Raw genomic sequence first — 25,190 nt, forward strand, 5'->3', positions numbered from 1 at the left:
CTTACCATCAGATAAGATATGATAGAAAAAAGCAGCTTAATTAAAGGGGGGGATGTAAAGGAATGACTTTAACGAAACTTTCTATTAGTAAAAATAGACAGCTATTAATAGGTGGTATCGCATTATGTATTATCATAGGTTGTATTTACACAGCAGCAATACTTCATCTAAAAAGGCAAGTGGAACAGGAAAATATGGTCTTAAATGAAGTGAAGGGTGCAAATACAGAATGGAAGAGTAATGGAAAGGAGTATCATTTATTAAGTGCAGTTGCGTATTTTCAAATGGAAAAAAAGGTTGGAAATCAGATTATTTTGTCTGGTTCAATGGAGCAAAAGGTAAACGTTCTTGGGAGTGAGGAATTGATAAGTTCCGCAGAGATGATGGTTGAAGGCGAAGAAAGCAATGAACTGCTTTTTTTTGATCCGAAAGTAGAGTATGCTACACTTCCTCAAGAACTGAACAAAGCAGTTACAGAAGATACAAACACATTGATGGAGGCCGCAATTTCCTTTGATAAGCCTTATTCATTAACAGAGCTGGAAGATATTTTAGGCACCAAGCATGTTAATTGGCTATGGGTCGAATTGGATTCAGCGGTTGATAAAAAATTAAAAGAAGAGGAAGGACAATCAGAAGATTACACCACATATGTGGAAGGGCATTCGGCTATCGGTTTTCCAGTAAATGGTTCCGGATTCGAAATAAAGGGCAGCTTTTTCTTAATAAGCTAGCAAAACAAATGCAGGAAGAGACATATCGCAAGGAAGCTCAGCTTATTTTAACAGCGCTTAACAAAACCTCTGCCCCATCTGTTACGGATATTAAGGCAAGAGGCACCGTTGTTTCTGGAACACCGGAACAGCTGCAGACTCTAGCGAAATTAAAGATAATCAGAGCATCTACAATTGGCGCTAAAATTACTCAACAAAAGGAGGATCAGGCACTTTGAAGCATGAATGGCGAAAACATGAAAAGGGGTTGTACTTGCCAAAAGCAAAACCAGAGCTTGTGACTGTTCCAGAGCAAAAGTTTTTTATGATAGATGGACAAGGAAATCCGAATGGAGAAGAATTTGCAGAAAAGATTAAGGTCTTATATTCCCTTGCATATGCAATTCGGATGATGCCAAAAGGCGGCTATACACCTCAAGGGTATTTCGAATATACTGTTTATCCTTTAGAAGGGATATGGAGCTTAACAGAAAAAGGCAGGCAGCTGCAGGAATTAAATAAAGATGAATTTTTATACACGATTATGATCAGGCAGCCGGACTTTGTATCAGAAGAATTAGCCCAATTAGTAATGGAACAAGTAAAGAAAAAGAAGCCTCATCCTTATCTGGAGGATGCATATTTCCAAACAGCAGAACAAGAAGAATGTGTGCAGATGCTCCATGTAGGTCCATATGATAATGAACCCGAAACCTTCGCGATAATGCATGAGTTTACTAAGAATAATAACTTAGAGAGAATATCCCTTGAACACCGGGAAATATATTTATCTGATGCGAGAAAGGCAGCTTCAGCAAATTTAAAAACAGTATTAAGATATAAGATTAGTCATATGCAAACAGAAATATAAGGGGGAAAAGGGAACTTAGTCAGTTCCCTTTTTATATGGTTGACTAGCACCTACCAATATTTGTATGATTATTGCAAGGAAGCAAGTAACCTCGATTGGAGTGGGGAATATGAATCAATCAAGCTGTCCGAATTGCAGCGGAAGTGACATCAAGAAGGGGATTATCGCATCAGGTGTTAATGCTTTGCATATGTACGCTTACGAAAATAGAAGAAGCGAGCCTTCGCCAATCCTGTCATACTATTGTGCAGATTGCGGGTATATTATTGGTTCGTTTGTGGAAAATCCCAGCAAAATAAAAGAATGAATATTTTTATAGTAAGTTAATGTAATTGTTCCTAAATAGATATGGAGGATAGTTATGAATCTCATTCTGGAAACTAGTAATCTTCAAGATTATTTAAAAGAACAAGTTGAAGTTGATTTTTCTCATCCTCTCATTCAAGCTGCCTCAGAGGAGCTGTTTGTTAATACATATTCAGACTTGGAGAAGGTTAAAAAGGCTTTTGAGTTTGTTCGTGATGAAATTTATCATTCGTGGGATATACAGGGAAAGCTCGTAACTTGTGCTGCTTCAGATGTGTTGGCAAATAAACAAGGCATATGTTATGCTAAGTCGCATTTGCTAGCAGCAATTCTGCGGTCACAAGGAATTCCAACAGGCTTTTGTTACCAGAGGCTGCTGCTGTTTCAAACTCCTGAAGAAGGATACTGTGTGCACGCATTAAACGCTGTGTATATAAAATCCCTTTCAAAATGGATTAGATTGGATGCCAGAGGCAATAAAAAAGGAATTAATGCTCAGTTTTCCATTGAAAAGGAAAAACTAGCTTTTACTATCAACGAGGAGCTTGGTGAAGTGGACTATCCTGTCATATACGTTCATCCACATCCGAAGGTACTTGCTGTCCTTAAGGAAAATAAGGATGCGATTACCATGTATAAAGAGCGTTTGCCAGAAGCGCTTTGAGTTTAATAGAGCGGTGGAGGAAAACCTATGAAACATAAACCTTACGTTATTTCTATTGCTGCTGTGTCTGGCGGCGGCAAAACGGCAGTAGCAAAGCACTTAGCAGCTAAGTGGAATAAAGGAGTGCAACTTATTCATTTTGATGACTATGAGTTAAAAGGACCGCATCACTTTGGGGAATGGGCCAAGAACAGTGGAGATTATAATGATTGGGATGTTCTACCTATTGTTGTCGATATTTGCTCATCACTTGAAAATCCAGCGGTGGAAATTATTATTTTAGATTATCCGTTCTCCACTCTTAATACCCAGTTGCAGCATTTGATAGATTTATCTATTTACATAGACACTCCGTTAGATATTGCGATGGCCCGAAGGATAGTTCGTGATGAGTTTAGCTCTATTACTGAAATACGAACAAATTGTCAAAGTTACTTGAATGAAGGCAGACGCGCATATCAAGTCATGGTTGAAAAAGTAAAGCCAAGCGCTGATATAGTAATCGATGGTACTTTACAGCTGGAAGAAATAACAGCTAGGATATTTACTAACATAAAACAGGAGCGGAAGTAGTAATGAATATAAGGATTTCAGCTAAAGCAATAATCATAGATAATGACAAGTTATTGTTAACGAAGAATCAAGACGACGAAGGGTATTTTTATTTATTCCCAGGCGGCGGGCAGGAGCACGGTGAAACATTGGAACAGGCCGTTAGAAGAGAGTGCCTGGAAGAAGTCGGGGAACAAGTGGAAGTCGGTTCATTGGTTTTTATTCGCGAATATATCGGCAAAAACCATGAGCATGCTTCGTTTGATTATGACTTCCATCAAGTTGAGCATTATTTTATTTGTAATATAGAAAATGGTCAAAGTGAAAAAACAAAACTTGCAAATCCTGACACTAATCAAGTCGGTCTTGAATGGCTGCCTATCGATAAGTTACTTGACTACAGGATATATCCGAAAGAACTGCTTCAACAAATTATTAACTATACACAAAATATCACCACACCTGTATATTTAGGAGACATTAATTAATATACGCTTTTGAAACCAAAAAGGAGGAAAGATACTGCAGCATTGATTAGTTTATTTCCCGCAGTCTCTTCCCATCATGCATCTCTTGAATGCCTTCCTCACAGACCCCGTATGAACGCCAAGAGCATGTTTCACATACTACTTGAATATCGGCAGGCACAGTTCGATTTCGAACAGCTGCTTCAATATTCCGCCACTGCAGTATCTCGCCAATTTGAAGGCCTAACTTTTTGAGAATGGCAGCATCTCTTTCATATATATGTGGATCCTGACAGTGATACTTCCCTGAGTTTGGGTATTTTTCGCATAAATGATCAGGTTCATTTACGATTTGAATATATGTATGAGGATTATTTCTCAATGTTTGATGCAGTTTTGTCATGTTTTTTACATATTCCTCTGAATATCCCATGCCTCTGTATCCTAATAGACAAAAAAGATGATGACCTCGCAATTTATACATCATTCTAATCCTCCGTAAAAATAATAAGTTAACCATAAAGAATATATGGTTAACTTATTATTAATATAACATTTAATGATGTTATCGTAAATATAGATGGTTTTTACATGTTTAAATAAAATCAATTTAATGAGAAATCAGCTGCCAATATTATGGAAGCTGATTTTTTTTGCAGCTAATTCAAATCGAATTGTCGCGAGTAAAGCTGGGCATATGTTCCATTGTTTCGAATTAACTTATCATGTGAGCCTTCCTCTAAAATACCATCTTTATTTAAAATGATGATTCGGTCTGCATTGCGAATGCTTGACAGGCGGTGTGCGATTACAATCGTAGTCCTATTCTTTGTTAACGCTTCCAATGATTTCTTGACAACTGCTTCGCTTGCGTTATCCAAGGCACTTGTCGCTTCGTCAAAAATAAGAATGGACGGGTTTTTCAGAAAAACTCGGGCAATGCTGAGGCGCTGCTTTTGGCCACCAGACAGCTTAATGCCTCGTTGACCTATTTCAGAGTGGTAGCCGTTCGGTAAGTTCATAATAAAATCATGGGCATCAGCATGCTTTGCGGCTGTGATTATTTCATCTATCGTTGCAGCAGGCTTGCCATAGCGAATATTATCTAGAATGGTGCCTGTAAATAGATAAACATCTTGCTGGACAATGCCAATTGATCTTCTTAAATAATCGAGTTTATAATCTCGGACATCCATATTATCTACGAGCACTTTGCCTTCTGACACATCATAAAAGCGGGGGATGAGGGAACATAATGATGTCTTTCCGATTCCTGACATCCCAACTAAAGCGACATACTCACCTGGCTGTATACACAAAGACAAATTCTCGAAAACATTATGCAAACGGTCTTCATAGCGGAAGGAAATATGGCGAAACTCCACTTTTCCAGCTATGACAGCTCTGGGTAAGCTTTGTGTTTCTGCTTCAGGTTTGGTTTTCATAATTTCCATAAATCGCTGAAAGCCTGTAATCCCTTCTTGTAGCTGTGTGCTCATATGTGCAAGATGAGAAACAGGTTCAATCATAAAGTTGATATACAGCAAAAAAGTCAGCAAATCAGCTAAGTCTAATGTTTCGTTGGTAATTTTGGCACTGCCGATGACGACTACTGTTACAGTGATTAGTTGGAGCAATACTTGAAAAATATTATAGAAAGTTGCTTCTGCTTTATATGTGTTTTTACGGCTTTCAAAAAAAGAGCTGTTCTTTTGGTTGAATTTTAGTATTTCTTCTTGTTCGTTAACAAAGGATTTCACTGTTCTTATACCGGCTAAACTGTCCTCAACCTGAGCATTAACCTCGGCAATCCGTTCTTTGTTGTTACGTAACGCTTTATTAACCACCTTATTAAACAAGAAGGCACATATAGCCAAAACTGGGGTAAAACAAAATACAACAATAGTTAAAGCTGCATTGATATGAAACAGAATAACGAAAGCGCCGAAAAAGCGGACGCTGTATTTCAGATAATCTTCCGGTCCATGATGGTACAGCTCTGAGAGGAGCAGCAAATCATTGGTAATTCTGGACATTAGCTGACCCGTTTTTTCTTTATCAAAAAAGCTGAAAGGCAGACTTTGCATATGCGCAAACAGCTCACTTCGCATGTCTGTTTCCATGCGAGCACCAAGCTCATGCCCTTTATAATCAACATAAAAATAGATAAGATTTTGCACGATAACCAATGCAAGCATTAACCCGCCGACCCAATATATCTGATCCAATCCGGCCGAATAACTTCCAGCTAGAAAATCCTTTGTAATATAGCGCACAAGCAATGGAAAAGCCAATGCTAGAGTTGATGCGAGCAAAGCACAAGCTAGAATGGAAAAAAACTGCTTTAAATATGGCTGATAATAGGAAAGAAATTTCTTTATAGGAAAATCCATGTTTTAACCCCTTAAATGTATTATTTAAATAATTCATATAAGGGGATACACATCTGAAAAATTATGAATCAGTGCGCCCCTTATAGTTTTCTGCGCATAAAATCATGTTTTTGTTTTTCATCTGAATTCCTCCTTAGCTTAGATAGATTCATTATATACTGCAGTCAGAATGTTTAGAATACAGGTATGTAAGTTAATTTTGCCTAAATAATTACATTTTGCGCTCTATAGATGGAAGCAAGCACCAAACTTAAGAGCGCTTGCTTTTTTATGTATAAAATTAGACTTCATTAGGGAGAAGCCCCCATGCTTCTGTTAAGGCTTTGGCGATTGCTTGCAGTGCCTTCTGTTCGTCTGCACCATCTGCCCACACCTTGAAATATGCTCCCGGTTTTATTTCCAATGACATAACCTCCATTATGGCACAGGGAGAGTTTTGTAGATTTACTGAACGGTTATTATATTCGAGGAAAATTCGCGATTGAAACATAGAGGCACTGCTTACTAACAAACATGCCGGGCGGGCAAATCCTGTTATGGCAATAATGTTAAAATACATTTCTGTCATTTTTTGAAACTACTCCTTTCATCCAAGGTAAAATATGGATGTCTGTATCTTTATTATGGTATAGAAAAACAGTGTACCGGTAACCTAATCATCGCAAAAGATTGCCTAATACTCTCACAGCACTTACTAAAATTACAGGAATTGGTTTATAATCACTAATAGTGAGTGAGGTTTTAAGGAGGCAGTTATGACAGAACTATCAACAAATCAATTGAATGAGCTGAGCAAGCTTATAAACCGTTTTACAAATAGTGAAGGTTCTAATAAAACAGCTATTCCGTCATTATTTTTTATCCGAGAATCTGATATTACTGAACCAATTCATGCCGTATTTAAACCGTCGTTTTGCATCATTCTTCAAGGAGAAAAAGAAGTGCTACTTGCTAGTGACCGCTTCCGGTACGGTCCTCAAGACTATATTGTTTCATCTGTTCACTTGCCGGTAACCGGACAGGTAATTAAAGCTTCTAAAGATATACCTTACTTGGCATTTAAGCTTGAATTTACACCGAGTGAAATTTTATCGCTTTTAGATGAAGCTAGAAATGAAAGAGCAAACCAGAAGATGAACAGAGCAATGTTCATAGACAAGGCAGAACCAGTTTTGTTGGATGCAGTAACTCGCCTTGCCCGTTTATTAGATAGACCACAGGATATACCTGTACTGGCTCCACTTTATAAGAAAGAAATTTTGTATTTAGTTTTGCAAGGGCCACATGGAAACATATTAGAGCAAATGGCGTTAGAAGGAAGCCAAGTCTATCGAATTAGGGAAGTAATTGAGTATATTAAACGTCACTACGTCGAAGCTTTTCGGATAGAAGAGCTTGCGGAAAAGGTAAATATGAGTGTGGCGACACTGCATCGGTACTTCAAACAAGTTACAGCAATGAGCCCGATACAATTCCAAAAGAACTTAAGGCTGCAGGAAGCAAGGAGGCGTTTATTGGCAGAAGCAACAGACGCAGCAGAAGTTGCCTTCCAGGTCGGCTATGAAAGTCCGTCCCAGTTCAGCCGAGAGTATTCCCGAATGTTTGGGCTACCGCCTAAAGAAGACATTAAACAGCTTAGGGAAAACCAAGTACACAGCAAAAATGCCTAATAGTAAAAAGCGGACCGAATTCATGAGTTCGGTCCGCTTTTTCTTATAAAGAATTATACGTGCTATCACTTACAGGCTCCAGCCACTCCGTTTCTCCCGGTGTCAAAGCAAGATGGACAAACCAGCTGTCCTTAGTTGCCCCATGCCAATGTTTTGTATTAGCTGGTATATTGACTACGTCTCCAGCTTTAAGAAGCTGAGCCGTTTTCCCTTCTTCTTGGTACCAGCCTTCGCCGCCAGTAACTAACAATACTTGGCCGACTTTATGTGAATGCCAGTTATTGCGCGCACCTGGAGCAAATGTCACATTACCGATGGAAGTATTAAGGGGACTAGGGTCTGTGAAAACCATCTGTAAATAGGCATCCCCGCTAAAATTTGCTGTCACTTTTTCTCCACGTGGAAAAATGATGCTGTTATTCAACTGTTCGTTTGCCATATTATTACCTGCCTTCTTCTGATTCATAGATTGATTTCGCGATGTTGAATGCTGACCAGGCTTTTGGCCAACCAGCATAAAATGCAAGATGTGTAATTATTTCGGCGATTTCTTCCTTTGTTATTCCATTAGCCTTTGCCTTATGCAAATGGGGTGTTAACTGTTCAAAGTTGCCGCCTGCTAATAATGCGGAAACTGTTATCATGCTGCGGTCCCGGGGTGAGAGCTCTTTTTCTCTTGACCAAACCTCTCCGAATAGCACAACATCATTTAACTCAGCAAATTTTGGAGCAAAATCTCCTAATAAATCTCGTCCAGCTGTTTGTTTTTCCGCCATTTAGCTCATTCCTTTCTTAAACTATCGCTTTACAAGATGAAGTATAGACCTTAAAGTGTACTTTAAGGCAAGGGAATGGATGATAGTTTTCAAGAAAATCGTTTATTTTCTTAAGCATTTACATAAGTGAATGCTGTTAAAAGCAATATACAAATAGAGGTGGACCATTTGACTTATTCTATTGGAGAGTTTGCTAAGATTATCGGTGTAACATCAAGCATGCTCAGATACTACGAAAAAGAAGGGCTATTAACTCCCGGACGAGATGAAAATAATCTGCGGGAATATACAGAACAGGAAATTGGCTGGGTTCAATTCTTGCTGCATTTAAAGAGTTCCGGCATGTCGATTACAGAGCTGAAACAATATACAAATTGGCGTGCAATAGGCGAATCGACAATTTTAGAAAGAAAAGATCTTCTCGAAAAACGGAAAAGTCTTCTAGCAAAGCAAATACAAGAGCTGCAGGAAAGTATGAATATCTTAACCAGTAAAATTGAATTTTATCAAGATCAGCTAGACGGTAACAAATACGATTTTGTTCTTTATCATCATGAAAAGTCAAAATAAGGCTAATGGGCATAAACCCATTAGCCTTATAATTTCTTCTATATGTAGCATCCTAAAGAGGCTGTTTTAAAAAAAATTGTTGTAAAAAAATAAGAGTAATTGCTGAAAGTGCTTTTATTTGGTATGATAACTAACGACCGTTCGTTAAAATGGTTTCGCAAATAAAAGATTACATCTTACTAGGGAAGTGAGTGCATATGCAAAAACCAATCAAAGAACAAAAAATGGTTTTAGTTATTTTATTAAGCAATCTTTTTATCGTATTTTTAGGAATAGGCTTGATTATTCCTGTCATGCCTTCTTTCATGAACATGATGCATATAACAGGAAGCACAATGGGCTATCTTGTTGCTGTGTTTGCTTTCTCGCAGCTTGTTGTGTCACCCTTTGCAGGAAGATGGGTAGACCGGTTTGGCAGAAAAAAGATGATTGTTATCGGTCTTGTAATATTTGGAGTGTCTGAATTGATTTTCGGATTGGGAACCAATGTTGCTGTATTATATATATCGAGAATATTGGGTGGTGTCAGCGCTGCGTTTATTATGCCAGCTGTAACGGCATATGTTGCAGATATTACAACCATTCAGGAAAGATCAAAAGCGATGGGCTATGTTTCTGCTGCAATCAGCACGGGCTTTATTATTGGCCCGGGAGCAGGGGGCTTTATCGCTGACTTTGGCATTCGAATGCCGTTTTTCTTTGCTGCTGCGATTGCATTCCTGGCAGCATTCACATCTGTCTTTATTTTGAAAGAGCCGTTGTCTAAAAGTGAGCTTGCTGAGCTTGCTGAAAATAGTCAGAAAACTAACTTCTTGAAAGACTTGAAACAATCACTACATCCGATTTATCTGATTGCCTTTATCATTGTGTTTGTTCTTGCCTTTGGTTTATCTGCTTATGAAACGGTGTTCAGCCTGTTCTCTGATCATAAGTTTGGCTTCACACCGAAGGATATTGCCACAATTATTACGATTAGTTCCATTTTCGCTGTTATTGTTCAAATTGCATGGTTCGGTAAATTAGTAAATAAGCTTGGTGAAAAAAGGGTTATCCAGCTTTGTTTAATTGTTGGTGCAGTATTAGCCTTCGTTTCGACATTTATGTCAGGATTTATCGTTGTCTTGCTTGTTACATGCTTTATTTTCTTAGCATTCGATCTGCTGCGCCCGGCATTGACAACTTTTTTGTCCAAAGCGGCTGGCAAACAGCAAGGTTTTGTTGCTGGAATGAACTCAACCTACACAAGCTTAGGAAATATTTTTGGTCCTGCCCTAGGCGGAATTTTATTTGATCTAAATATTAATTTCCCATTCCTTTTTGCAGGCGTTGTTATGATAGTAGGCTTATGCCTTACTGTCGTGTGGAAAGAAAAAGCGTTAAATGAAGTATCATACTAAACAAAAGGCCTTCACTTACGGTGGAGGTTCTTTTTTGTGGAAATGTTCTAAAAATAATTGTCTCCAATGTTCTAAGAAAATATAATAAAAGCAGAGATGGAAGAAAGGGGAATTAATATTTCATATGTGGCTAACTCTTTAATGACTATCGAATCGAAACAAATCCTGATAGGGAAGTTGTATGTTGCGGTATTTAAATATCATTAAAGGGATGCGGGGTATGGAATTATTTATTTCCGCTGCTAAGCAGAGTCCAATTGGATCTGTTTTCTATATCGGTGTGTCCCTTGAATAGGGGAGATATTAATGACTCAATTAAAAAATAAAACAGCAATTATAACAGGTGCAAGCAGCCCACGAGACATTGGAACAGCCATTTGCAGAAAATTAGCATCACAAGGGATAAATATCTTCTTTACGTATTGGAAAGCTGAAAATGATTGGGTAGAGGAGTTTCAGCAAGAAATGGTTAATGTAGGAGTCCGTTGTGAAAGCTTAGAAATTGATTTAGCTAATGCAAATGCTGCATATGTCTTATTTGATACAGCGGAAACCAAACTTGGTTTTCCTTCTATTCTAGTAAACAACGCAGCTCATTCAAAGAATGATGGATACAAATTACTTGATGCTAAAACGCTTGATGAACATTATGCAGTTAATATGAGAACCACTCTTCTGCTTTGTGTCGAGTTTGTCCGCCGTTTTCCAAAGTCTGGTTTCACAGCAGGCAGAATTATTAATATGACATCAGGACAAGATATCGGACCAATGCCGGGAGAGCTTGCATATGCTGCAACGAAAGGTGCTATTTCCGCATTCACAAAGTCACTGTCACAAGAGGTTGCATCATTAGGAATTACAGTTAATGCCGTAAACCCAGGACCTACTGATTCCACGTGGATGAACGATGAAATAAGAGAGCATCTGCTGCCTAAATTTCCGATGGGGCGCATTGGGCTGCCAGAAGATGTTGCATCCACCATTGCTTTTCTTGCAAGTGAGGAAGCAAAGTGGATAACTGGACAGATCATCCATTCAGAAGGTGGATTTATTAGAGGTTAAAAAAGTGATTAACAAAGCTGTGCCATGATTCATTGGCACAGCTTTTTTGATTTTTATTTATTGGAAAAGGCAAAAAAGGGGACAAACCTGATGGCATGAATCATTTTCATGGACTAATATTAGATACACTGTAAAATCTATAGAACTTCCCCCCAATCTATTGCTCTGTCATGCAGGATGATTAAAATGAAAGAAAAGCAATAATTCTAAAATGATAGCGTTTTCTTAAAGCTGGCATAAAGAAAGGCGGGTAAAATCAATGAAAAAAACGGCACATATTATCTCCCACACTCATTGGGACAGGGAATGGTATCTGTCCTTTGAACAGCACCGTTACTATTTTCTAAAACTGATGAATGAATTGTTAGACCAGTTTCAAGCAGAAGGAAATGCTTTTCAATCCTTCCATCTGGATGGTCAAACTGTACTGTTAGAGGACTACTTTGCTGTTCATCCGGAGAAACGGGAGGCAGTCAAGCAATTAATAGAAAACAAAAAGCTTCATATTGGACCATGGTATGTGCTGCAGGATGCTTTTTTAACAAGTTCGGAAGCCAATGTACGGAACTTGCAAATAGGTTTGCATGATGCAAAAGACTATGGGCATGTATCAAAGCTTGGGTATTTTCCTGATACTTTTGGCATTTACGGGCAGGCACCACAGCTGTTAAAGCAAGCTGGCATTGATACAGCTGCTTTTGGAAGAGGCGTAAAACCTACTGGCTTTAATAATATGGTGTCAGATTCTCCTAATTTCGAATCACCTTTTTCTGAGATGATTTGGAAGGCGCCAGACGGCTCTGAAGTACTAGGAATTCTTTTTGCTAATTGGTATTCAAACGGTAATGAAATACCAGTTGATGAAGCGGAAGCGAAAATATTTTGGGACCGCAAACTGCAGGATGCGGAAAAATATGCGTCCACAAATCAGTTATTGTTTATGAACGGATGTGATCATCAGCCGCTCCAAAAAACAATTCCAAAGGCCATTGAAACCGCAACGCGCCTCTACCCTGGCTATTCTTTTAAGCATTCCAGCTTCGCTGATTATACAGAAGCGTTAAAAGCAAATCTGCCTGACGAACTCCAAGTTATTGAAGGAGAATTGCGCAATCAACGAACAGATGGCTGGTCGACGCTTGTAAATACAGCATCCAGCCGCATTTACTTAAAGCAGTGGAACAATCATTGTCAAACTCTTATGGAAAAGATTGCAGAACCGCTCGCAACTTTTGGCTATTTAGCAGGAGGAAAGTATCCAAGAGAATATTTGCGCTTCATGTGGAAATCATTAATGAAAAATCATCCTCATGACAGTATTTGCGGCTGCAGTGTTGATGAAGTTCATCGCGAAATGGTGACCCGTTTTGAAACAGTTTTGCAAATGGGTAAAGTATTCGTTCGTGAGCACGGTGCGGAGCTTGCAGGTAAAATTGATACTTCTAACACACCAAAGGGGGCAGTTCCGCTAGTAGTCTTAAATACAACAGGATGGGATAAAAATGAAGTTGTTGAAAAAACAGTCGATTTAGAAAAAGTGTATTTCTCAGAGATGCATTTTGAACAAATACCAGCTTATTTACAGGAAAAAGCCATGCCTGCATACAGATTAGTTGATCAAGACGGAAAGAGCATCAACTGTTTTGTGGAAGAGCCAGTGATTGAGTTTGACTATGATTTGCCTAGTGATAAATTTCGCCAGCCGTTTTTTGCGAAGCGGGCTAAGCTGTCTTTTTTTGCTGAAGGAATCCCAGCATTCGGCTATAAAAGCTTCTATCTTATCCCACAGGAGCAGTTTGCTGAAGAGATTCAGGAACACACAGCTGACAAAGCCATGGAAATGGAAAATGAATATGTTCACGTCCTCTTTCATGATGATGGTACATATAATTTAACAGATAAAGCAACAGGCAAGACCTTGAATCACCTCGGTATTTACGAGGACACAGGGGATGTTGGAAATGAATATATGTTCAAGGAAGCAAAGGGGCAGCGTATAACTACAATGAATGTTCCAGCTGTATTTCGTCTAGTAAAAAGAACATCCCTTCGAACAGAGCTTGAATTCACACACACTTTAACTATTCCTGCTTCAGCAGACAATCAGCTTGCCATGGAACGAAACAGCTTAATTTGGCATAAAGACAGGCAAGCAGGCAGATCATGCGATACGAAAAAGATTATATTGCGCACAACAGCCATTCTCGAAAAGGGGATGAAGGGACCAGCCTTCAAGCTGACAATGGATAATCAAGCAACAGATCATCGCCTGCGCGTCCTGTTTCCAACAAAAATGGAAACGGATACACATCGTGCGGACAGTATTTTTGAGATTGTGACTCGTCCCAATATTCCGGAACAAGAGTGGGAAAACCCTAGCTTTTGTCATCATCTGCAGCGTTTTGCCAGCATTGCTGATGAAAAAAAGGGCTTCACTGTAGTGACGGATGGCCTTCAAGAATATGAAATTCTGCCAGAAGACGGAACGATTGCCATCACCGTACTTCGTTCTGTAGCTGAGCTTGGTGACTGGGGATATTTCCCGACACCTGAAGCACAATGCTTAGGGACTCAAACAGCTGAGTGGCAAGTTTTTATCCATGAGAAAGATGTTATTGCATCAAATTCATATGTGGACGCTTATCAATATAAAGTTCCTCTTCAGGTTATACAAACCAGTGCACATAAGGGGGAATTGCCTGCTGAACACAGATTTGTGAAGTGGGAGTCAGAAGGGCTAGCGTGGACATCTATGAAACTGGCAGAGGATTGTGATGACATAATGATTCGTTGGTTTAACCCTAGCCCAGAAAGCGGCAATCTAAAGGCTTCTATAGGGACAGATTTTGCAGCCTATAAGAGTACGATACTTGAAGAAAGAAGCAATGAATCTAGTAATCACTACAATGCAGCAGGTCATGAAATTATAACTATCGGTTTTCAAAAAGGAGAGAGACTATGACAACAGCAATTCCAAAATCATTGCAAAAATTAATTCAACATGTAAAGGATTTTTTTCCTGAGGATGAAAAGCTGCAGCAAATGTTTGAACAATGCTTCGTTAATACGTATACAACAACAATGAAAAAGCTGGCAGACGGAAAAACCTTTGTTGTAACTGGAGATATTCCGGCGATGTGGTTAAGAGATTCAGCTGCCCAAGTGCGCCCGTATTTACTTGCTGCAGAGGAGGATGAAGAGCTTGCTGATTTACTTGAAGGAGTCATTCGTCAGCAATTTGCTTTCATTATGCATGATCCATATGCAAACGCATTTAACGAAACAGAAAACGGCAGAGGGCACCAAACCGATTGTACCGATATGACTCCGCATATTTGGGAACGGAAATACGAAATTGATTCGTTATGCTATCCCATTCAGCTTGCTTATTTATTTTGGAAGTCAACTGGACGGACTAAGTATATACAGGAAACATTCAAAGAGGTGTGTGAGACGGTTATTGAAGTTTGGAGAACAGAGCAAGATCACGAAAACAAGTCATCATACCGGTTTGAGCGGGCAGATGTGCGCCAATCAGATACATTAATCCGCCAAGGAAAAGGAGGCCGGGTGATCCCTACTGGCATGACCTGGAGCGCCTTCCGCCCAAGCGATGATGCCTGCACCTACGGATATCTTGTTCCGGCTAATATGTTTGCGGTAGTCGTGTTAGGATATGCTGCAGAAATAAGTGGTGAGGTATTAAATGATGCTTCCTTAAAGGAAGAATGCTTAAGGCTTCAGAAGGAAATCAAGCAAGGCATAGAGCAGTATGCGAAATTAGAGCATCCGATTTACGGCGAGATGTACGTTTATGAAACGGACGGAGAAGGTCGTGTGCATTTAATGGATGATGCCAATGTTCCAAGCTTGCTGGCAGCTCCGTATTTAGGGTACCAACATTTTGATGATACAACCTATCTCAACACACGGAATTTTCTTTTAAGCAGGGATAATCCTTATTATTACGAAGGCAAATTCGCAAATGGGATTGGCAGCCCGCATACTCCAGACCACTATATTTGGCATATTGCCTTAGCTATTCAAGGGATGACAGCAGCAAGTGCAGAGGAAAAACAACAGATTTTAGCTTCATTCAAAAACACAGATGGCGGCACAAATTTTATGCACGAAGGATTTAACGCAGATTGTCCTGAGGAATTTACAAGAGATTGGTTTGCGTGGGCTAATACAATGTTCAGCGAATTTGTACTCAGTTTAACAGGTAAAGCAGTTAAAGGGAGTCCTCTGTATCATCAATTGCAGAAACACATTACCAAATAGAAAGGGTGGCCAAAATTGAAGAAAGGTTCATCGATTATTGTTGTGTGTGAATGGATATGGCGAGGAATCTTCGTAAACTTATGCTGGATTACCTTTATCGTCTTAGGACTAGGGATTTTTGGTTTTTTTCCAGCGACTGTCGCCCTGTTTACAATTGTGCGTAAATGGCTGCGGAAGGATACAGATTTCCCAATATGGAAAACCTTTAAGCAAGTGTATTTAAAAGAATGGAAGAGAAGCAATCAAATAGGCCTTGTTTTTTACAGCATAGGCCTGTTTCTTTATCTTGATATCCGATTGACAGAAACCTTTATGTCAGGTGTTTTGGCCAGCTTCCTGTCTATCATTTTTTCCATTATGCTGCTGATTCTGTTATTAGTAGTAAGCTATTTCTTTGCTGTTTATGTTCATTACGAGTTGTCGAATAAGGAATATATTAAACAATCATTTCTGATCACTTTAACGAGCTTACCATCAACGATAGGAATTGGTGCCGGCTTTTTTGTGATTGGGAGCCTGATTAATCAGATGCCCGGTCTCATCCCCTTCATTTCTGCGGTGGCTCCTGCTTTTTGGATGATGAAGGTTTGTCTGAGCAGATTTGCATTATTAGAGAGTAGAGTACAGCAGCAATATTAACTAACATAGGGGGAAACAAATGGAACTGTTTTTAAAGGGAGACACAGCGAATGTGGCAGCGGGTCTTGAATTTATTACACAGAAATTAAAGATAAAGCTGACAAGTGATGGTTACCCTATTCAAGTTAAACAAGTTCAGGGGCCGTTGCGCATTACTAGTAGCAGCGGCAAAGGAGAAATATCGTTTGCAAAGCCAATTCATTTCTTCCGAGCACTTGGATTATGGCTGGAAAATTATCGGAAGAATCATGAATTCGATATAACAGAGACACCACAATTTACGATGAGCGGTGTCATGCTGGATGCATCGCGAAATGCTGTACCAACTGTTCATGAAGTGAAAAAGCTGCTCGAGCATATGGCGCTGCTAGGATTAGATACTTTGATGCTATATACAGAGGATACGTATGAGGTGAAGGATTACCCTTATTTCGGATATATGCGTGGGAAATATACTAGCGAGGAGCTCAAGACCTGCGATGAATATGCGGAGACACTTGGGATAGACATAATCCCATGCATCCAAACCTTGGGGCATTTACGAGAAGCTCTTAAGTGGAATTATGCTTCTAGTTTTAAAGATACAGATGATATTTTACTAGTCGACAAAACAGAGACATATGAGTTTTTAGAAAGTTGCTTAAAGGCAGCTTCTGAGCCGTTTCGTACAAACAGGATTCATATTGGCATGGATGAGACATTCCAGCTTGGCTTAGGAAAATATTTGGAAGAGCACGGGTATGAGCATCATATTGACATTATGAATCGTCATCTTCAAAAGCTTGTCTCTATAACCGATAAGCTTGGATTACAACCAATGATTTGGAGTGATATGTATTATCCATTGTTTGCCGAAAACAGCCCGTATAAGGATGAAACGGGAAACATCCGAGCAGATATTATGAATGGAATTCCTCCTATTGAGTATGTGTACTGGAATTATTACCGCAACGAACAAGAAGTGTATGAACAAGATATCCAAAAGCATAAGTTGCTTGGCGGGAAGCCAATTTTTGCTGGTGGTGCTTGGACTTGGAATGGACTGGCGCCGAACTACGGCAAGGCAATTAGTACCACAAGAGCAGCTCTTTCTGCCTGTAAAAAAACAGGGGTAGAGCAAATCTTTGTAACACTATGGGGAGATAACGGAGCAGAAACGCCGTTTGTTGCTGCTTACCCAATATTGCAATTATTTGCCGAGCACTCCTACCAGCAGGAAGTTACGTTAGAGAAGGTATCTGAGCGGTTTGCATTTTGCAGTGACGGCACTTTTGCCGATTTTATGAATTTGCGTTTATTGGATGAAACTCCCAGTGTTATGAAGGATAACATGAACAGCTCGATGACGTCTAAAGTCCTGCTTTACCAAGATATTTTAATAGGTTTATATGATGAGAATGTCCGCGGTCTATCGCTAGGAGAGCATTATCAGCGCTTGGCAGCCGTTCTTGCAATCAGTAAAAAGAACAATCCAGCCTGGGAAGCTTTGTTTGGTTTATATGAACAGCTCGCAACAGTTTTAGCAGACAAAGCGGAAATCGGGATAAAGCTAAAAAGCGCATACGAAAATAAGGACTTTGAACAACTGAAAGCACTTCTAACCGTTTTGGATAGCATCAAAGCAAATGTAGATCTTTTAAGACAAAAACACCGCAGTCTCTGGTTTGCAGCATACAAGCCCTTTGGCTGGGAAGTAATGGATATACGTTACGGTGGTGTTATCACAAGGATTGATTCGGTCAAGTACCGGATTCAGGAGTGGATGGAAGGAAGAATATCCGAAATAGAGGAGTTAGCAGAAAACCGGCTGTACCATGATGGACCTTGGGAAATGGCTGATGGGCTGGTAGGCGGCAATGTCTATCATCGTATCGTCACTGCCGGCAGCTTTTCATTATAATCTACGAGGTGAAAATAATGTTTTTAACAGATAGAAAATTTGAAGAGCGTATTAAGGAATTGGCAGGTTACCGGTACCGGGATCTTGTGGAAATCACACAGTTTAATATACAAGAAGATGATGGGGAAATTGGAACATATCCTCCATCTGTCTATGATGAACAGCATAAAATGAGAATAGGTGATTACTGGAAAGGGAGAGACCGTTATATTTGGCTTCATACAGAGGTTGATACGCATTTGCATCATACCAATCAGCAAATTGTCGGTCTCTTTTCATTCGGCAAGACAGGAGGAGGTAATAACTCCGGCTTTGAATCCTTACTTTTTGTGAATGGAAACCCTTATCAAGGTGTCGATTCTAACCATGAGGAAGTTCTTTTTGATACAGCAACAGCCAAAGGGCCGATTCATTTGGATTTCAGACTTTGGTCAGGATTCGAAGGGGGAGGCATTCCTGTTCAGAATGAGCTGAAGCTTGAAATGGCGGCAATCGGTTGGCTTGATAAGCAGGTAGATAATCTGTATTACACGCTTTTAGCGGCTTTTGAGGTATTGTCAGAAATCAGTGAGTCTGATTCTGCCTACAGTATTTTAAAAAGACTGATTTCGGACGCTCTAAAGCGGATTAATTGGACCGAGCCTGGCAGCCCTGTATTTTACGAATCTTGTTATGCAGCGGAAGTAAACCTTACAGAATCCATTCAAGCTGTTACTAAATCATCTGATATTACAATTCATACAGTCGGGCATACCCATATTGATGTAGCTTGGCTTTGGCGTTTAAAAAATACAAGAGAGAAAGCAGCTCGTTCCTTTTCAACCGTCTTACATTTAATGAAGCAATATCCTGACTATGTATTTCTGCAAACACAGCCGCAGCTCTATGATTATCTTAAAACAGATTATCCTGATATTTACGCCCAAATTAAGGAAAGAGCTGCAGAAGGCAAATGGGAAGCCGGCGGGGCAATGTGGCTCGAGTCTGACTGTAATATACCAAGCGGAGAATCACTTGTCCGCCAAATTCTGCATGGTAAACATTTTTTTAAAGAGGAATTTGGAGTGGACTGTGACTATTTATGGCTGCCTGATGTGTTCGGTTACAGCTGGGCGTTGCCGCAAATCTTAAAAAAATCTGGTATTAAAACGATGATGACAACAAAGATTAGCTGGAATCAGTATAACCGGATGCCACACGATACATTTTACTGGAAAGGAATCGATGGATCAGAAATTTTAACGCATTTTATAACAACACCTGAACCATGGAATTCTCCTGACTCTTGGTTCTATACGTATAATGGCTTTATTACGGCTAAAACAGTCAATGGATCATGGAAAGGCTATCGTGATAAAGATTTATCTAAAGATTTGCTTCTTTCCTATGGCTATGGAGATGGCGGCGGTGGTGTGAACCGGCATATGCTTGAAATGCGCCGACGCTTTGATTCGCTGCCAGGCATGCCGAACGTCAAAACATCTACAGCAGGGGAATTCTTTAATAAGCTCCATCAAAATGTTTCAGAGGCTGATGGCTATATCCATAAATGGGATGGAGAGCTGTACTTGGAGTATCATCGCGGCACTTATACAAGCCAAGCGTTTATGAAGCAGACTAATCGTAAATTGGAGCTATTATACAGACGGGCTGAGTTTCTAACAGCTTGGCTTTCCGAATTTGGACAGCAGCTTGCAAACGAGGAGCTGAAAAAAGGCTGGAAGATTATTTTACGGAATCAATTTCATGATATTATTCCTGGCTCCTCCATTCATGAAGTCTATGAGGATGCTAGAGAAGAATATAAGGAAGCACTTCAGTTAGTGGAAAGCTTGGAATCTCGTATTCTTCAGCAGAATATGAACAAGGATGACCAGTCTGTTGTGTTAGTGAACGCAACAGGCTACAAAGGGAAGAGGAATGTTGCTGTGCCTTCATTTGATGATATGACTGAAGGTGTCTGGAAGAACAGTAAAGGAGATATCTTGCCACAGCAAAAGCGGAATAATAGCTGGCTTGTTGAGGCGGATACCCTCCCAGCTTTTGGTGCAGCATCATTATATTTTGACCATTCAGCAGCCGTTCCAAAGGCAGAATCTAATTTTCTCTATCAAAATCGGAAACTTGAAACAAAATATTATACAGTTGAATGGAACGAATATGGCCAAATGACGTCCATATTTGACAAGGAAGCAGGTCGTCAAGTGCTCAGCAACAGGCAAAACGGGAACGTACTGCAAATTTTTGAGGATAAGCCGCTTGCTCATGATGCGTGGGATATCGATATCTTCTATCAAGAAAAAATGGAAGAAATCCGGAATTTATGCTCATTTGAAGTCGTGGAAAATGGCGAATTGGTATTTACGATTCTGGCGAAGTGGACCTATCATCATTCGGAAATTTCCCAGCGCATCATCTTTTATCATAATGATCGCAGAATAGATTTCGATACAACGGTCGATTGGCATGAAAAGCATAAGCTGCTTAAAAGCGCCTTTCCTGTCGAAATCCGTGCAACGGAGGCAACATATGATATTCAATATGGAAATGTGAAGCGTCCGACTCATTGGAATACTAGCTGGGATATGGCTAAGTTTGAAGGTGTTGCCCACCAGTGGGCTGACTTGTCAGAACCAGATTACGGGGTGAGCTTGCTGAATGATTCCAAATACGGCTATGATATTAAAGATAAAACAATGCGAATCTCCTTATTAAAAGCAGCGACACATCCTGACCCGCAAGCAGATCAAGGAAGACATTCGTTTACTTATTCTCTTTATCCGCATATGGGTGATTGGCGCCAAGCTGGTACAGTGGAGAAAGCATGGGATTTGAACGACCCTGTTGCCGTTTTTAAAGGAGGATGGACAAAGGCAGCGTCCTTCCTAGAAATTGACTCAGACCATGTTTGGGTAGACGCGATTAAACCAAGCTTCGACGGCAACGGAATTATTATCCGCTTGCATGAATATGAAGGCCGAAGAGGAAAGGTGAATCTTTCTGTCTTAAAGGATAGCACATCATGGGTGGAAACCAATTTGATGGAGGAACCGCTTGGAGAAGAGTCTGCCTCACCGATTCAGTTTGAAATAAAACCATATGAGATAAAAACCTTTAGAGTTTTGTAGAATAAAGATGACCGGAGAGCAACACTTTCCGGTCTTTTTTGCGCTTTGTTGACTAATTTCCGCTAATTTTTTTAAATTCTAAGATTTTTGCACTTAATCCTAAATTAGTCAACTATAAATAGGGGGCGTTTTACTATAAGATAGATGTATGGAAGCGCTAACATTAATGAGAGGAGGAGAATAATGAAAAGGGTAGTAAAGGATCTTTATAAAAATCGAATTTGGCTGCTGATGGTTTTACCTGGAACAATCTGGTTGCTGTTATTTTCCTATCTGCCGATGTTCGGACAAGTGCTGGCCTTTAAGAAATTCCGGATTGATCCTGATGGTTTTTTTGCCAGCGTAATAAACAGTGAATGGGTTGGCTTTGATAACTTTAAATATTTGTTTAGTACGAATGACGCGTGGGTCATCACAAGAAACACGATTCTTTATAATCTAATTTTTATCGTACTAGGTCTTGTTACAGCAGTCGCAACAGCTGTTTTGCTTAATGAGTTAATCAATAAGAAGCTGTCAAAGGTTTATCAGACATCTATCTTGTTTCCTCACTTTATTTCATGGGTAATTGGCAGCTATTTTGTGTTTACGTTTTTAAGTACAGAACATGGTTTGTTAAATCTAATTCTTGGCTGGTTTCATGTTGACTCTATTTCCTGGTATAACGAATCAAAATATTGGCCGTTTATTCTCGTCCTTATGAGTATTTGGAAGGGTGTAGGATATGGCAGCATCGTTTATTTAGCATCTATTGTCGGAATCGACCGAACATATTATGAAGCTGCCATGATTGACGGAGCTTCGAAATGGAAGCAGATTAAGCATGTTACGCTGCCAATGCTTAAGCCACTGATGATTATCTTAACCATCATGAATATCGGGCGCATATTTAACTCCGATTTCGGCTTATTCTATCAAGTGCCTAGAGATTCAGGTGCTTTGTATGGCGTAACAAATGTTATTGATACATTTGTTTACCGCGGACTAATGAATTTAGGAGACATCGGCATGAGCACTGCAGCAGGGCTGTATCAATCAGCTGTTGGCTTTATCCTAGTTATCATCACAAACTATGTTGTGAGAAAAGTAGATGAGGAAAGTGCATTGTTTTAATGCCATTCCAATACGAAGGGAGGAAAAGTCGCCCGTGCGGCTAAGTGTATGCCAAATTTAGAACAACCGCAGCCAACACCTGCTGTTCCAAACCCAATCGATAAAGTTAAAGAGGGGAAGACGAAAACCTTCAGAAAAAAGTATCGGGATCCCCAACATTTGCATCCAGCCGCAAATGCTGTTATTAGCATACTGCTTGGGGTCCTTGCGTTTACGTGTATCTTTCCTTTTATCTATGTCATTATCATCTCCTTTACAAATGAAGAAAGTATTGTCAGGAATGGTTTTGAACTAATCCCAAAGGAATGGAGCATTGATGCTTATAAGTATTTATGGAGTATGAAGGAGACTTTATTCCGCTCCTATGGTGTCACCATTTTAATCACCATTTTGGGGACTGTTATCAGTGTGTTTATGATTACCTTTTACGCATATGCAATTTCAAGACCGCAATTTAAATATCGTCGATTTTTCACCTTTTTAGCATTTTTCACAATGCTGTTTAGCGGAGGTCTGGTGCCGACTTATATCGTTGTTACTCAATTTTTACATTTGAAGAATTCGATTTGGGCTTTAATCCTGCCTCTAGCGATGAATGCATTTTACATCATCATAATGAGAACCTTCTTTCTGAAGTCTGTTTCTGAATCTATTTTAGAATCAGCAAGAATGGATGGAGCCAGTGAATGGCGAATCTTTTTTCAGATTATCTTTCCACTTTCCTTACCGGGAATTGCCACAATTGCCTTGTTTAGCACACTCGGTTATTGGAACGACTGGTTTGCAGCATTGCTGTATATCGATAATCCCAATCTCGTGCCGCTTCAAGCATTGCTGATGAAAATAGAAGCAAATCTTGAATTTATGAGAAAGAATATGGATGTTGCTATCTTGCAGAAGAGCTTATTCGATACGATTCCGCAAGAATCAGCCAAAATGGCCATGGTAGTAATCGCCACATTGCCGATTGCAGTTTCTTATCCGTTTTTCCAAAAGTACTTTATTAGCGGACTGACAATTGGCGGCGTTAAAGAATAACTAATAGAAAGAGGAGAAAAGGTATGAAGAAAAAGAAGCTAAGTGTTATTCTCGCAGCTGCTTTGGCAGCAGGTACTCTTCTGTCTGCCTGCAGCAAAGACAGCTCCACATCAGAAAACGGCGGCAAAGATGGTCAACCATATGAAATTAAATGGTACACGATTGGAACGCCGCAAAAAGATACAGATAAGGTTTTTGAAGAGGTTAATAAGTATACAAAGGAAAAAATCAACGCCACTGTAAAGATGACACAGATTGACTGGGGCGATTGGGACCAAAAATCTCAAGTGATGATCAATTCAGGGGAAGCAATTGATATTATCTTTACAAATGGCACGTCATATGTTCAAAATGCCCAAAAAGGTGCATTCCTGGCTATAGATGATTTGTTAGATAAGGAAGGTAAAGCACTTAAAGAGGTTATTAACCCTGACCTGCTGGAAGGAAATAAGGTGGACGGAAAACTTTATGGTATCCCTTCAAACAAAGAGGTTGCCAGACAGGATGTTTATACGTTTAACAAACGCCTTGCAGATAAATATAAATTTGACCTTTCAAAAGTGAAAACATTGCAGGACCTTGAACCTATGCTAAAAACAATTAAAGAAAATGAATCTGGAATTACTCCAATGGCAACATTTAAAGCACCTTTACGCTACGACTATGTGTTCAATAATGAAATGCCGTTTGCCTTCCCGTTTGAAGGAGATACAGACAAAGTCATTAATCCATTTGACACAGAGGATGCTATGAAACAATACACAACGATGCGAGAATACTATAAAGCAGGCTATCTGAAGGAAGATGCCGCAACAAGCAAAGACAGCTGGCCGATGGATGTGGAAAACTGGTTTGTCCGCATGGGCGGTTCCCAGCCGTATGCAGATTTATTATGGTCTCGCTCTGCTAAGTACGAAGTAGTGTCAGTTCCTGCTGAGCAGCCGACCATTATTAATGATTCTGTATCTGGTTCCATTCAGGCGATTTCTGCCACATCACAAAATCCGGAAAAAGCCATGGAATTTTTAACACTGCTTAATACAGATCCATATCTTCGCAATCTTGTCGATAAAGGGATTGAAGGAACGCATTATAAGAAAAATGATGATGGCACTATCGAGGACCTTCCAGCTCGTATTGACGGATACAATATGCCATCCTACTCTTTAGGAAACCACTTTATTTTAGATTTGTATAAAGATGATCCAAAGGATAAATGGGAAAAATTCAAAGAGTTTAATGCTTCAGCAGTAAAAGCACCATCACTTGGCTTTAAGTTTAACAGTGATCCTGTCCGCTCTGAGCTTGCGGCCATTACGAATATTTCTCAGGAATTCTACCCAGCTTTGGCAACAGGTTCTGTTGATCCAGAAGAATATTTGCCAAAATTCAATGAAAAGCTGAAAGAGGCTGGTGTGGATAAGGTATTAACCGAAATTCAAAAACAATTTGATGACTGGAAAAGCGCCCAGCAATAAGCAACCAAGTCAAGCTGGATTTTCTCTTCCAGCTTGACATTAACTATATTTTTTTCGATCTCTTCCATTGAATAGACTTAAAACGGTAAACATTGCATACCGAAGGGATTGAAATTGGTAATACAGTCTTATATAAGTTTTCCAAACTTATATGTCGGTCTGACAATTG

General features: G+C 39.7%; 24 protein-coding genes. 19 read left to right on the plus strand and 5 right to left on the minus strand.

Going from position 1 to position 25,190, the window contains the following annotated elements:
* Positions 1-62 precede the first annotated feature (62 nt).
* The 7 genes from ACLIJJ_RS15440 to ACLIJJ_RS15470 all read left to right on the plus strand — a co-directional run bounded on the left by ACLIJJ_RS15440 (position 63) and on the right by ACLIJJ_RS15470 (position 3,594).
* Positions 63-734: an anti sigma factor C-terminal domain-containing protein gene (locus ACLIJJ_RS15440; protein ID WP_411411230.1), complete on the plus strand. Its 672-nt coding sequence runs from the start codon at positions 63-65 to the stop codon at positions 732-734.
* 8 nt (positions 735-742) lie between these two features.
* Positions 743-952, plus strand: a complete 210-nt coding sequence (locus ACLIJJ_RS15445; RefSeq protein WP_411411231.1) for a hypothetical protein — start codon at positions 743-745, stop codon at positions 950-952.
* Entirely contained in the window at positions 949-1,584 is a 636-nt protein-coding gene (locus tag ACLIJJ_RS15450; protein WP_341080423.1) for a GyrI-like domain-containing protein, read from the plus strand. Before ACLIJJ_RS15445 ends, ACLIJJ_RS15450 begins: the two co-directional genes overlap by 4 nt.
* 109 nt (positions 1,585-1,693) lie before the next feature.
* Complete coding sequence (locus ACLIJJ_RS15455) at positions 1,694-1,891, plus strand: acetyltransferase (protein WP_237944033.1); 198 nt, start codon at positions 1,694-1,696, stop codon at positions 1,889-1,891.
* A 54-nt stretch (positions 1,892-1,945) separates the two neighbouring features.
* A complete protein-coding gene (locus tag ACLIJJ_RS15460) occupies positions 1,946-2,554 on the plus strand; it encodes a transglutaminase-like domain-containing protein (protein ID WP_341080425.1) in 609 nt (202 codons plus the stop codon).
* Positions 2,555-2,581: 27 nt separating this feature from the next.
* Positions 2,582-3,127, plus strand: coding sequence for a nucleoside/nucleotide kinase family protein (locus ACLIJJ_RS15465; RefSeq protein ID WP_237944036.1), 546 nt, complete (start codon positions 2,582-2,584; stop codon positions 3,125-3,127).
* A 2-nt stretch (positions 3,128-3,129) separates the two neighbouring features.
* Complete coding sequence (locus ACLIJJ_RS15470; RefSeq protein WP_411411232.1) at positions 3,130-3,594, plus strand: NUDIX domain-containing protein; 465 nt, start codon at positions 3,130-3,132, stop codon at positions 3,592-3,594.
* A 46-nt stretch (positions 3,595-3,640) separates the two neighbouring features.
* Here ACLIJJ_RS15470 and ACLIJJ_RS15475 read toward each other — a convergent pair whose 3' ends face one another.
* The 3 genes from ACLIJJ_RS15475 to ACLIJJ_RS15485 form a co-directional block, all read right to left on the minus strand.
* A complete protein-coding gene (locus ACLIJJ_RS15475) occupies positions 3,641-4,057 on the minus strand; it encodes a DUF1284 domain-containing protein (RefSeq protein WP_233315663.1) in 417 nt (138 codons plus the stop codon).
* 175 nt (positions 4,058-4,232) lie between these two features.
* Positions 4,233-5,966 (minus strand): ABC transporter ATP-binding protein, encoded by a 1,734-nt coding sequence (locus ACLIJJ_RS15480; protein WP_237944040.1) that lies wholly within the window; start codon positions 5,964-5,966, stop codon positions 4,233-4,235.
* A 280-nt stretch (positions 5,967-6,246) separates the two neighbouring features.
* Positions 6,247-6,534: an HPr family phosphocarrier protein gene (locus tag ACLIJJ_RS15485; RefSeq protein WP_411411233.1), complete on the minus strand. Its 288-nt coding sequence runs from the start codon at positions 6,532-6,534 to the stop codon at positions 6,247-6,249.
* A gap of 187 nt (positions 6,535-6,721) precedes the next feature.
* On the opposite strand from ACLIJJ_RS15485, the gene ACLIJJ_RS15490 reads away from it, so the two are divergent.
* Complete coding sequence (locus ACLIJJ_RS15490) at positions 6,722-7,636, plus strand: AraC family transcriptional regulator (protein WP_251646955.1); 915 nt, start codon at positions 6,722-6,724, stop codon at positions 7,634-7,636.
* Positions 7,637-7,679: 43 nt separating this feature from the next.
* On the opposite strand, the gene ACLIJJ_RS15495 is transcribed toward ACLIJJ_RS15490, so the two are convergent.
* Positions 7,680-8,075 (minus strand): cupin domain-containing protein, encoded by a 396-nt coding sequence (locus tag ACLIJJ_RS15495; RefSeq protein WP_341081615.1) that lies wholly within the window; start codon positions 8,073-8,075, stop codon positions 7,680-7,682.
* Between the two features lie 4 nt (positions 8,076-8,079).
* Positions 8,080-8,412, minus strand: a complete 333-nt coding sequence (locus ACLIJJ_RS15500) for a carboxymuconolactone decarboxylase family protein (protein WP_411411234.1) — start codon at positions 8,410-8,412, stop codon at positions 8,080-8,082.
* Between the two features lie 168 nt (positions 8,413-8,580).
* Between ACLIJJ_RS15500 and ACLIJJ_RS15505 the strand changes: the two genes are divergently transcribed.
* The 11 genes from ACLIJJ_RS15505 to ACLIJJ_RS15555 all read left to right on the plus strand — a co-directional run bounded on the left by ACLIJJ_RS15505 (position 8,581) and on the right by ACLIJJ_RS15555 (position 25,021).
* Entirely contained in the window at positions 8,581-8,982 is a 402-nt protein-coding gene (locus ACLIJJ_RS15505) for a MerR family transcriptional regulator (protein WP_411411235.1), read from the plus strand.
* A gap of 197 nt (positions 8,983-9,179) precedes the next feature.
* Positions 9,180-10,379 carry an MFS transporter gene (locus tag ACLIJJ_RS15510; RefSeq protein ID WP_233315556.1) on the plus strand — a complete coding sequence of 400 codons (1,200 nt, stop codon included), beginning with the start codon at positions 9,180-9,182 and terminating at the stop codon, positions 10,377-10,379.
* A gap of 306 nt (positions 10,380-10,685) precedes the next feature.
* Complete coding sequence (locus tag ACLIJJ_RS15515; protein ID WP_233315555.1) at positions 10,686-11,441, plus strand: SDR family oxidoreductase; 756 nt, start codon at positions 10,686-10,688, stop codon at positions 11,439-11,441.
* Between the two features lie 259 nt (positions 11,442-11,700).
* Entirely contained in the window at positions 11,701-14,403 is a 2,703-nt protein-coding gene (locus ACLIJJ_RS15520) for an alpha-mannosidase (protein ID WP_411411236.1), read from the plus strand.
* The gene (locus tag ACLIJJ_RS15525; RefSeq protein ID WP_233315553.1) at positions 14,400-15,725 is read left to right on the plus strand and encodes a glycoside hydrolase family 125 protein; all 1,326 of its coding nucleotides are present in this window, start codon (positions 14,400-14,402) and stop codon (positions 15,723-15,725) included. Before ACLIJJ_RS15520 ends, ACLIJJ_RS15525 begins: the two co-directional genes overlap by 4 nt.
* Positions 15,726-15,740: 15 nt before the next feature.
* Positions 15,741-16,364, plus strand: a complete 624-nt coding sequence (locus ACLIJJ_RS15530; protein ID WP_411411237.1) for a YesL family protein — start codon at positions 15,741-15,743, stop codon at positions 16,362-16,364.
* Between the two features lie 19 nt (positions 16,365-16,383).
* Positions 16,384-18,264, plus strand: coding sequence for a beta-N-acetylhexosaminidase (locus ACLIJJ_RS15535; protein WP_411411238.1), 1,881 nt, complete (start codon positions 16,384-16,386; stop codon positions 18,262-18,264).
* A gap of 17 nt (positions 18,265-18,281) precedes the next feature.
* Positions 18,282-21,392: an alpha-mannosidase gene (locus tag ACLIJJ_RS15540; protein ID WP_411411239.1), complete on the plus strand. Its 3,111-nt coding sequence runs from the start codon at positions 18,282-18,284 to the stop codon at positions 21,390-21,392.
* Positions 21,393-21,575: 183 nt separating this feature from the next.
* Positions 21,576-22,505 carry an ABC transporter permease gene (locus ACLIJJ_RS15545; RefSeq protein ID WP_233315549.1) on the plus strand — a complete coding sequence of 310 codons (930 nt, stop codon included), beginning with the start codon at positions 21,576-21,578 and terminating at the stop codon, positions 22,503-22,505.
* A gap of 48 nt (positions 22,506-22,553) precedes the next feature.
* Entirely contained in the window at positions 22,554-23,543 is a 990-nt protein-coding gene (locus ACLIJJ_RS15550; RefSeq protein ID WP_411411240.1) for a carbohydrate ABC transporter permease, read from the plus strand.
* 23 nt (positions 23,544-23,566) lie between these two features.
* Positions 23,567-25,021 carry an ABC transporter substrate-binding protein gene (locus tag ACLIJJ_RS15555; RefSeq protein ID WP_341080450.1) on the plus strand — a complete coding sequence of 485 codons (1,455 nt, stop codon included), beginning with the start codon at positions 23,567-23,569 and terminating at the stop codon, positions 25,019-25,021.
* Positions 25,022-25,190: the final 169 nt, after the last annotated feature.

Source organism: Niallia laureatilytica, from assembly GCF_046613985.1.
In the GTDB taxonomy this organism is placed as follows: Bacteria; Bacillota; Bacilli; order Bacillales; family Cytobacillaceae; genus Niallia.

What these genes read in the sequence shown, in the direction of transcription:
- ACLIJJ_RS15440 (WP_411411230.1), top strand. Translation starts at nt 63, where the DNA reads ATGACTTTAACGAAACTTTCTATTAGTAAAAATAGACAGCTATTAATA.
- ACLIJJ_RS15460 (WP_341080425.1), top strand. Translation starts at nt 1,946, where the DNA reads ATGAATCTCATTCTGGAAACTAGTAATCTTCAAGATTATTTAAAAGAA.
- ACLIJJ_RS15545 (WP_233315549.1), top strand. Translation starts at nt 21,576, where the DNA reads ATGAAAAGGGTAGTAAAGGATCTTTATAAAAATCGAATTTGGCTGCTG.
- ACLIJJ_RS15525 (WP_233315553.1), top strand. Translation starts at nt 14,400, where the DNA reads ATGACAACAGCAATTCCAAAATCATTGCAAAAATTAATTCAACATGTA.
- ACLIJJ_RS15480 (WP_237944040.1), bottom strand. Translation starts at nt 5,966, where the DNA reads ATGGATTTTCCTATAAAGAAATTTCTTTCCTATTATCAGCCATATTTA.
- ACLIJJ_RS15520 (WP_411411236.1), top strand. Translation starts at nt 11,701, where the DNA reads ATGAAAAAAACGGCACATATTATCTCCCACACTCATTGGGACAGGGAA.
- ACLIJJ_RS15465 (WP_237944036.1), top strand. Translation starts at nt 2,582, where the DNA reads ATGAAACATAAACCTTACGTTATTTCTATTGCTGCTGTGTCTGGCGGC.
- ACLIJJ_RS15535 (WP_411411238.1), top strand. Translation starts at nt 16,384, where the DNA reads ATGGAACTGTTTTTAAAGGGAGACACAGCGAATGTGGCAGCGGGTCTT.
- ACLIJJ_RS15515 (WP_233315555.1), top strand. Translation starts at nt 10,686, where the DNA reads ATGACTCAATTAAAAAATAAAACAGCAATTATAACAGGTGCAAGCAGC.
- ACLIJJ_RS15550 (WP_411411240.1), top strand. Translation starts at nt 22,554, where the DNA reads ATGCCAAATTTAGAACAACCGCAGCCAACACCTGCTGTTCCAAACCCA.
- ACLIJJ_RS15485 (WP_411411233.1), bottom strand. Translation starts at nt 6,534, where the DNA reads ATGACAGAAATGTATTTTAACATTATTGCCATAACAGGATTTGCCCGC.
- ACLIJJ_RS15510 (WP_233315556.1), top strand. Translation starts at nt 9,180, where the DNA reads ATGCAAAAACCAATCAAAGAACAAAAAATGGTTTTAGTTATTTTATTA.
- ACLIJJ_RS15490 (WP_251646955.1), top strand. Translation starts at nt 6,722, where the DNA reads ATGACAGAACTATCAACAAATCAATTGAATGAGCTGAGCAAGCTTATA.
- ACLIJJ_RS15445 (WP_411411231.1), top strand. Translation starts at nt 743, where the DNA reads ATGCAGGAAGAGACATATCGCAAGGAAGCTCAGCTTATTTTAACAGCG.
- ACLIJJ_RS15495 (WP_341081615.1), bottom strand. Translation starts at nt 8,075, where the DNA reads ATGGCAAACGAACAGTTGAATAACAGCATCATTTTTCCACGTGGAGAA.
- ACLIJJ_RS15500 (WP_411411234.1), bottom strand. Translation starts at nt 8,412, where the DNA reads ATGGCGGAAAAACAAACAGCTGGACGAGATTTATTAGGAGATTTTGCT.
- ACLIJJ_RS15540 (WP_411411239.1), top strand. Translation starts at nt 18,282, where the DNA reads ATGTTTTTAACAGATAGAAAATTTGAAGAGCGTATTAAGGAATTGGCA.
- ACLIJJ_RS15470 (WP_411411232.1), top strand. Translation starts at nt 3,130, where the DNA reads ATGAATATAAGGATTTCAGCTAAAGCAATAATCATAGATAATGACAAG.
- ACLIJJ_RS15555 (WP_341080450.1), top strand. Translation starts at nt 23,567, where the DNA reads ATGAAGAAAAAGAAGCTAAGTGTTATTCTCGCAGCTGCTTTGGCAGCA.
- ACLIJJ_RS15455 (WP_237944033.1), top strand. Translation starts at nt 1,694, where the DNA reads ATGAATCAATCAAGCTGTCCGAATTGCAGCGGAAGTGACATCAAGAAG.
- ACLIJJ_RS15475 (WP_233315663.1), bottom strand. Translation starts at nt 4,057, where the DNA reads ATGTATAAATTGCGAGGTCATCATCTTTTTTGTCTATTAGGATACAGA.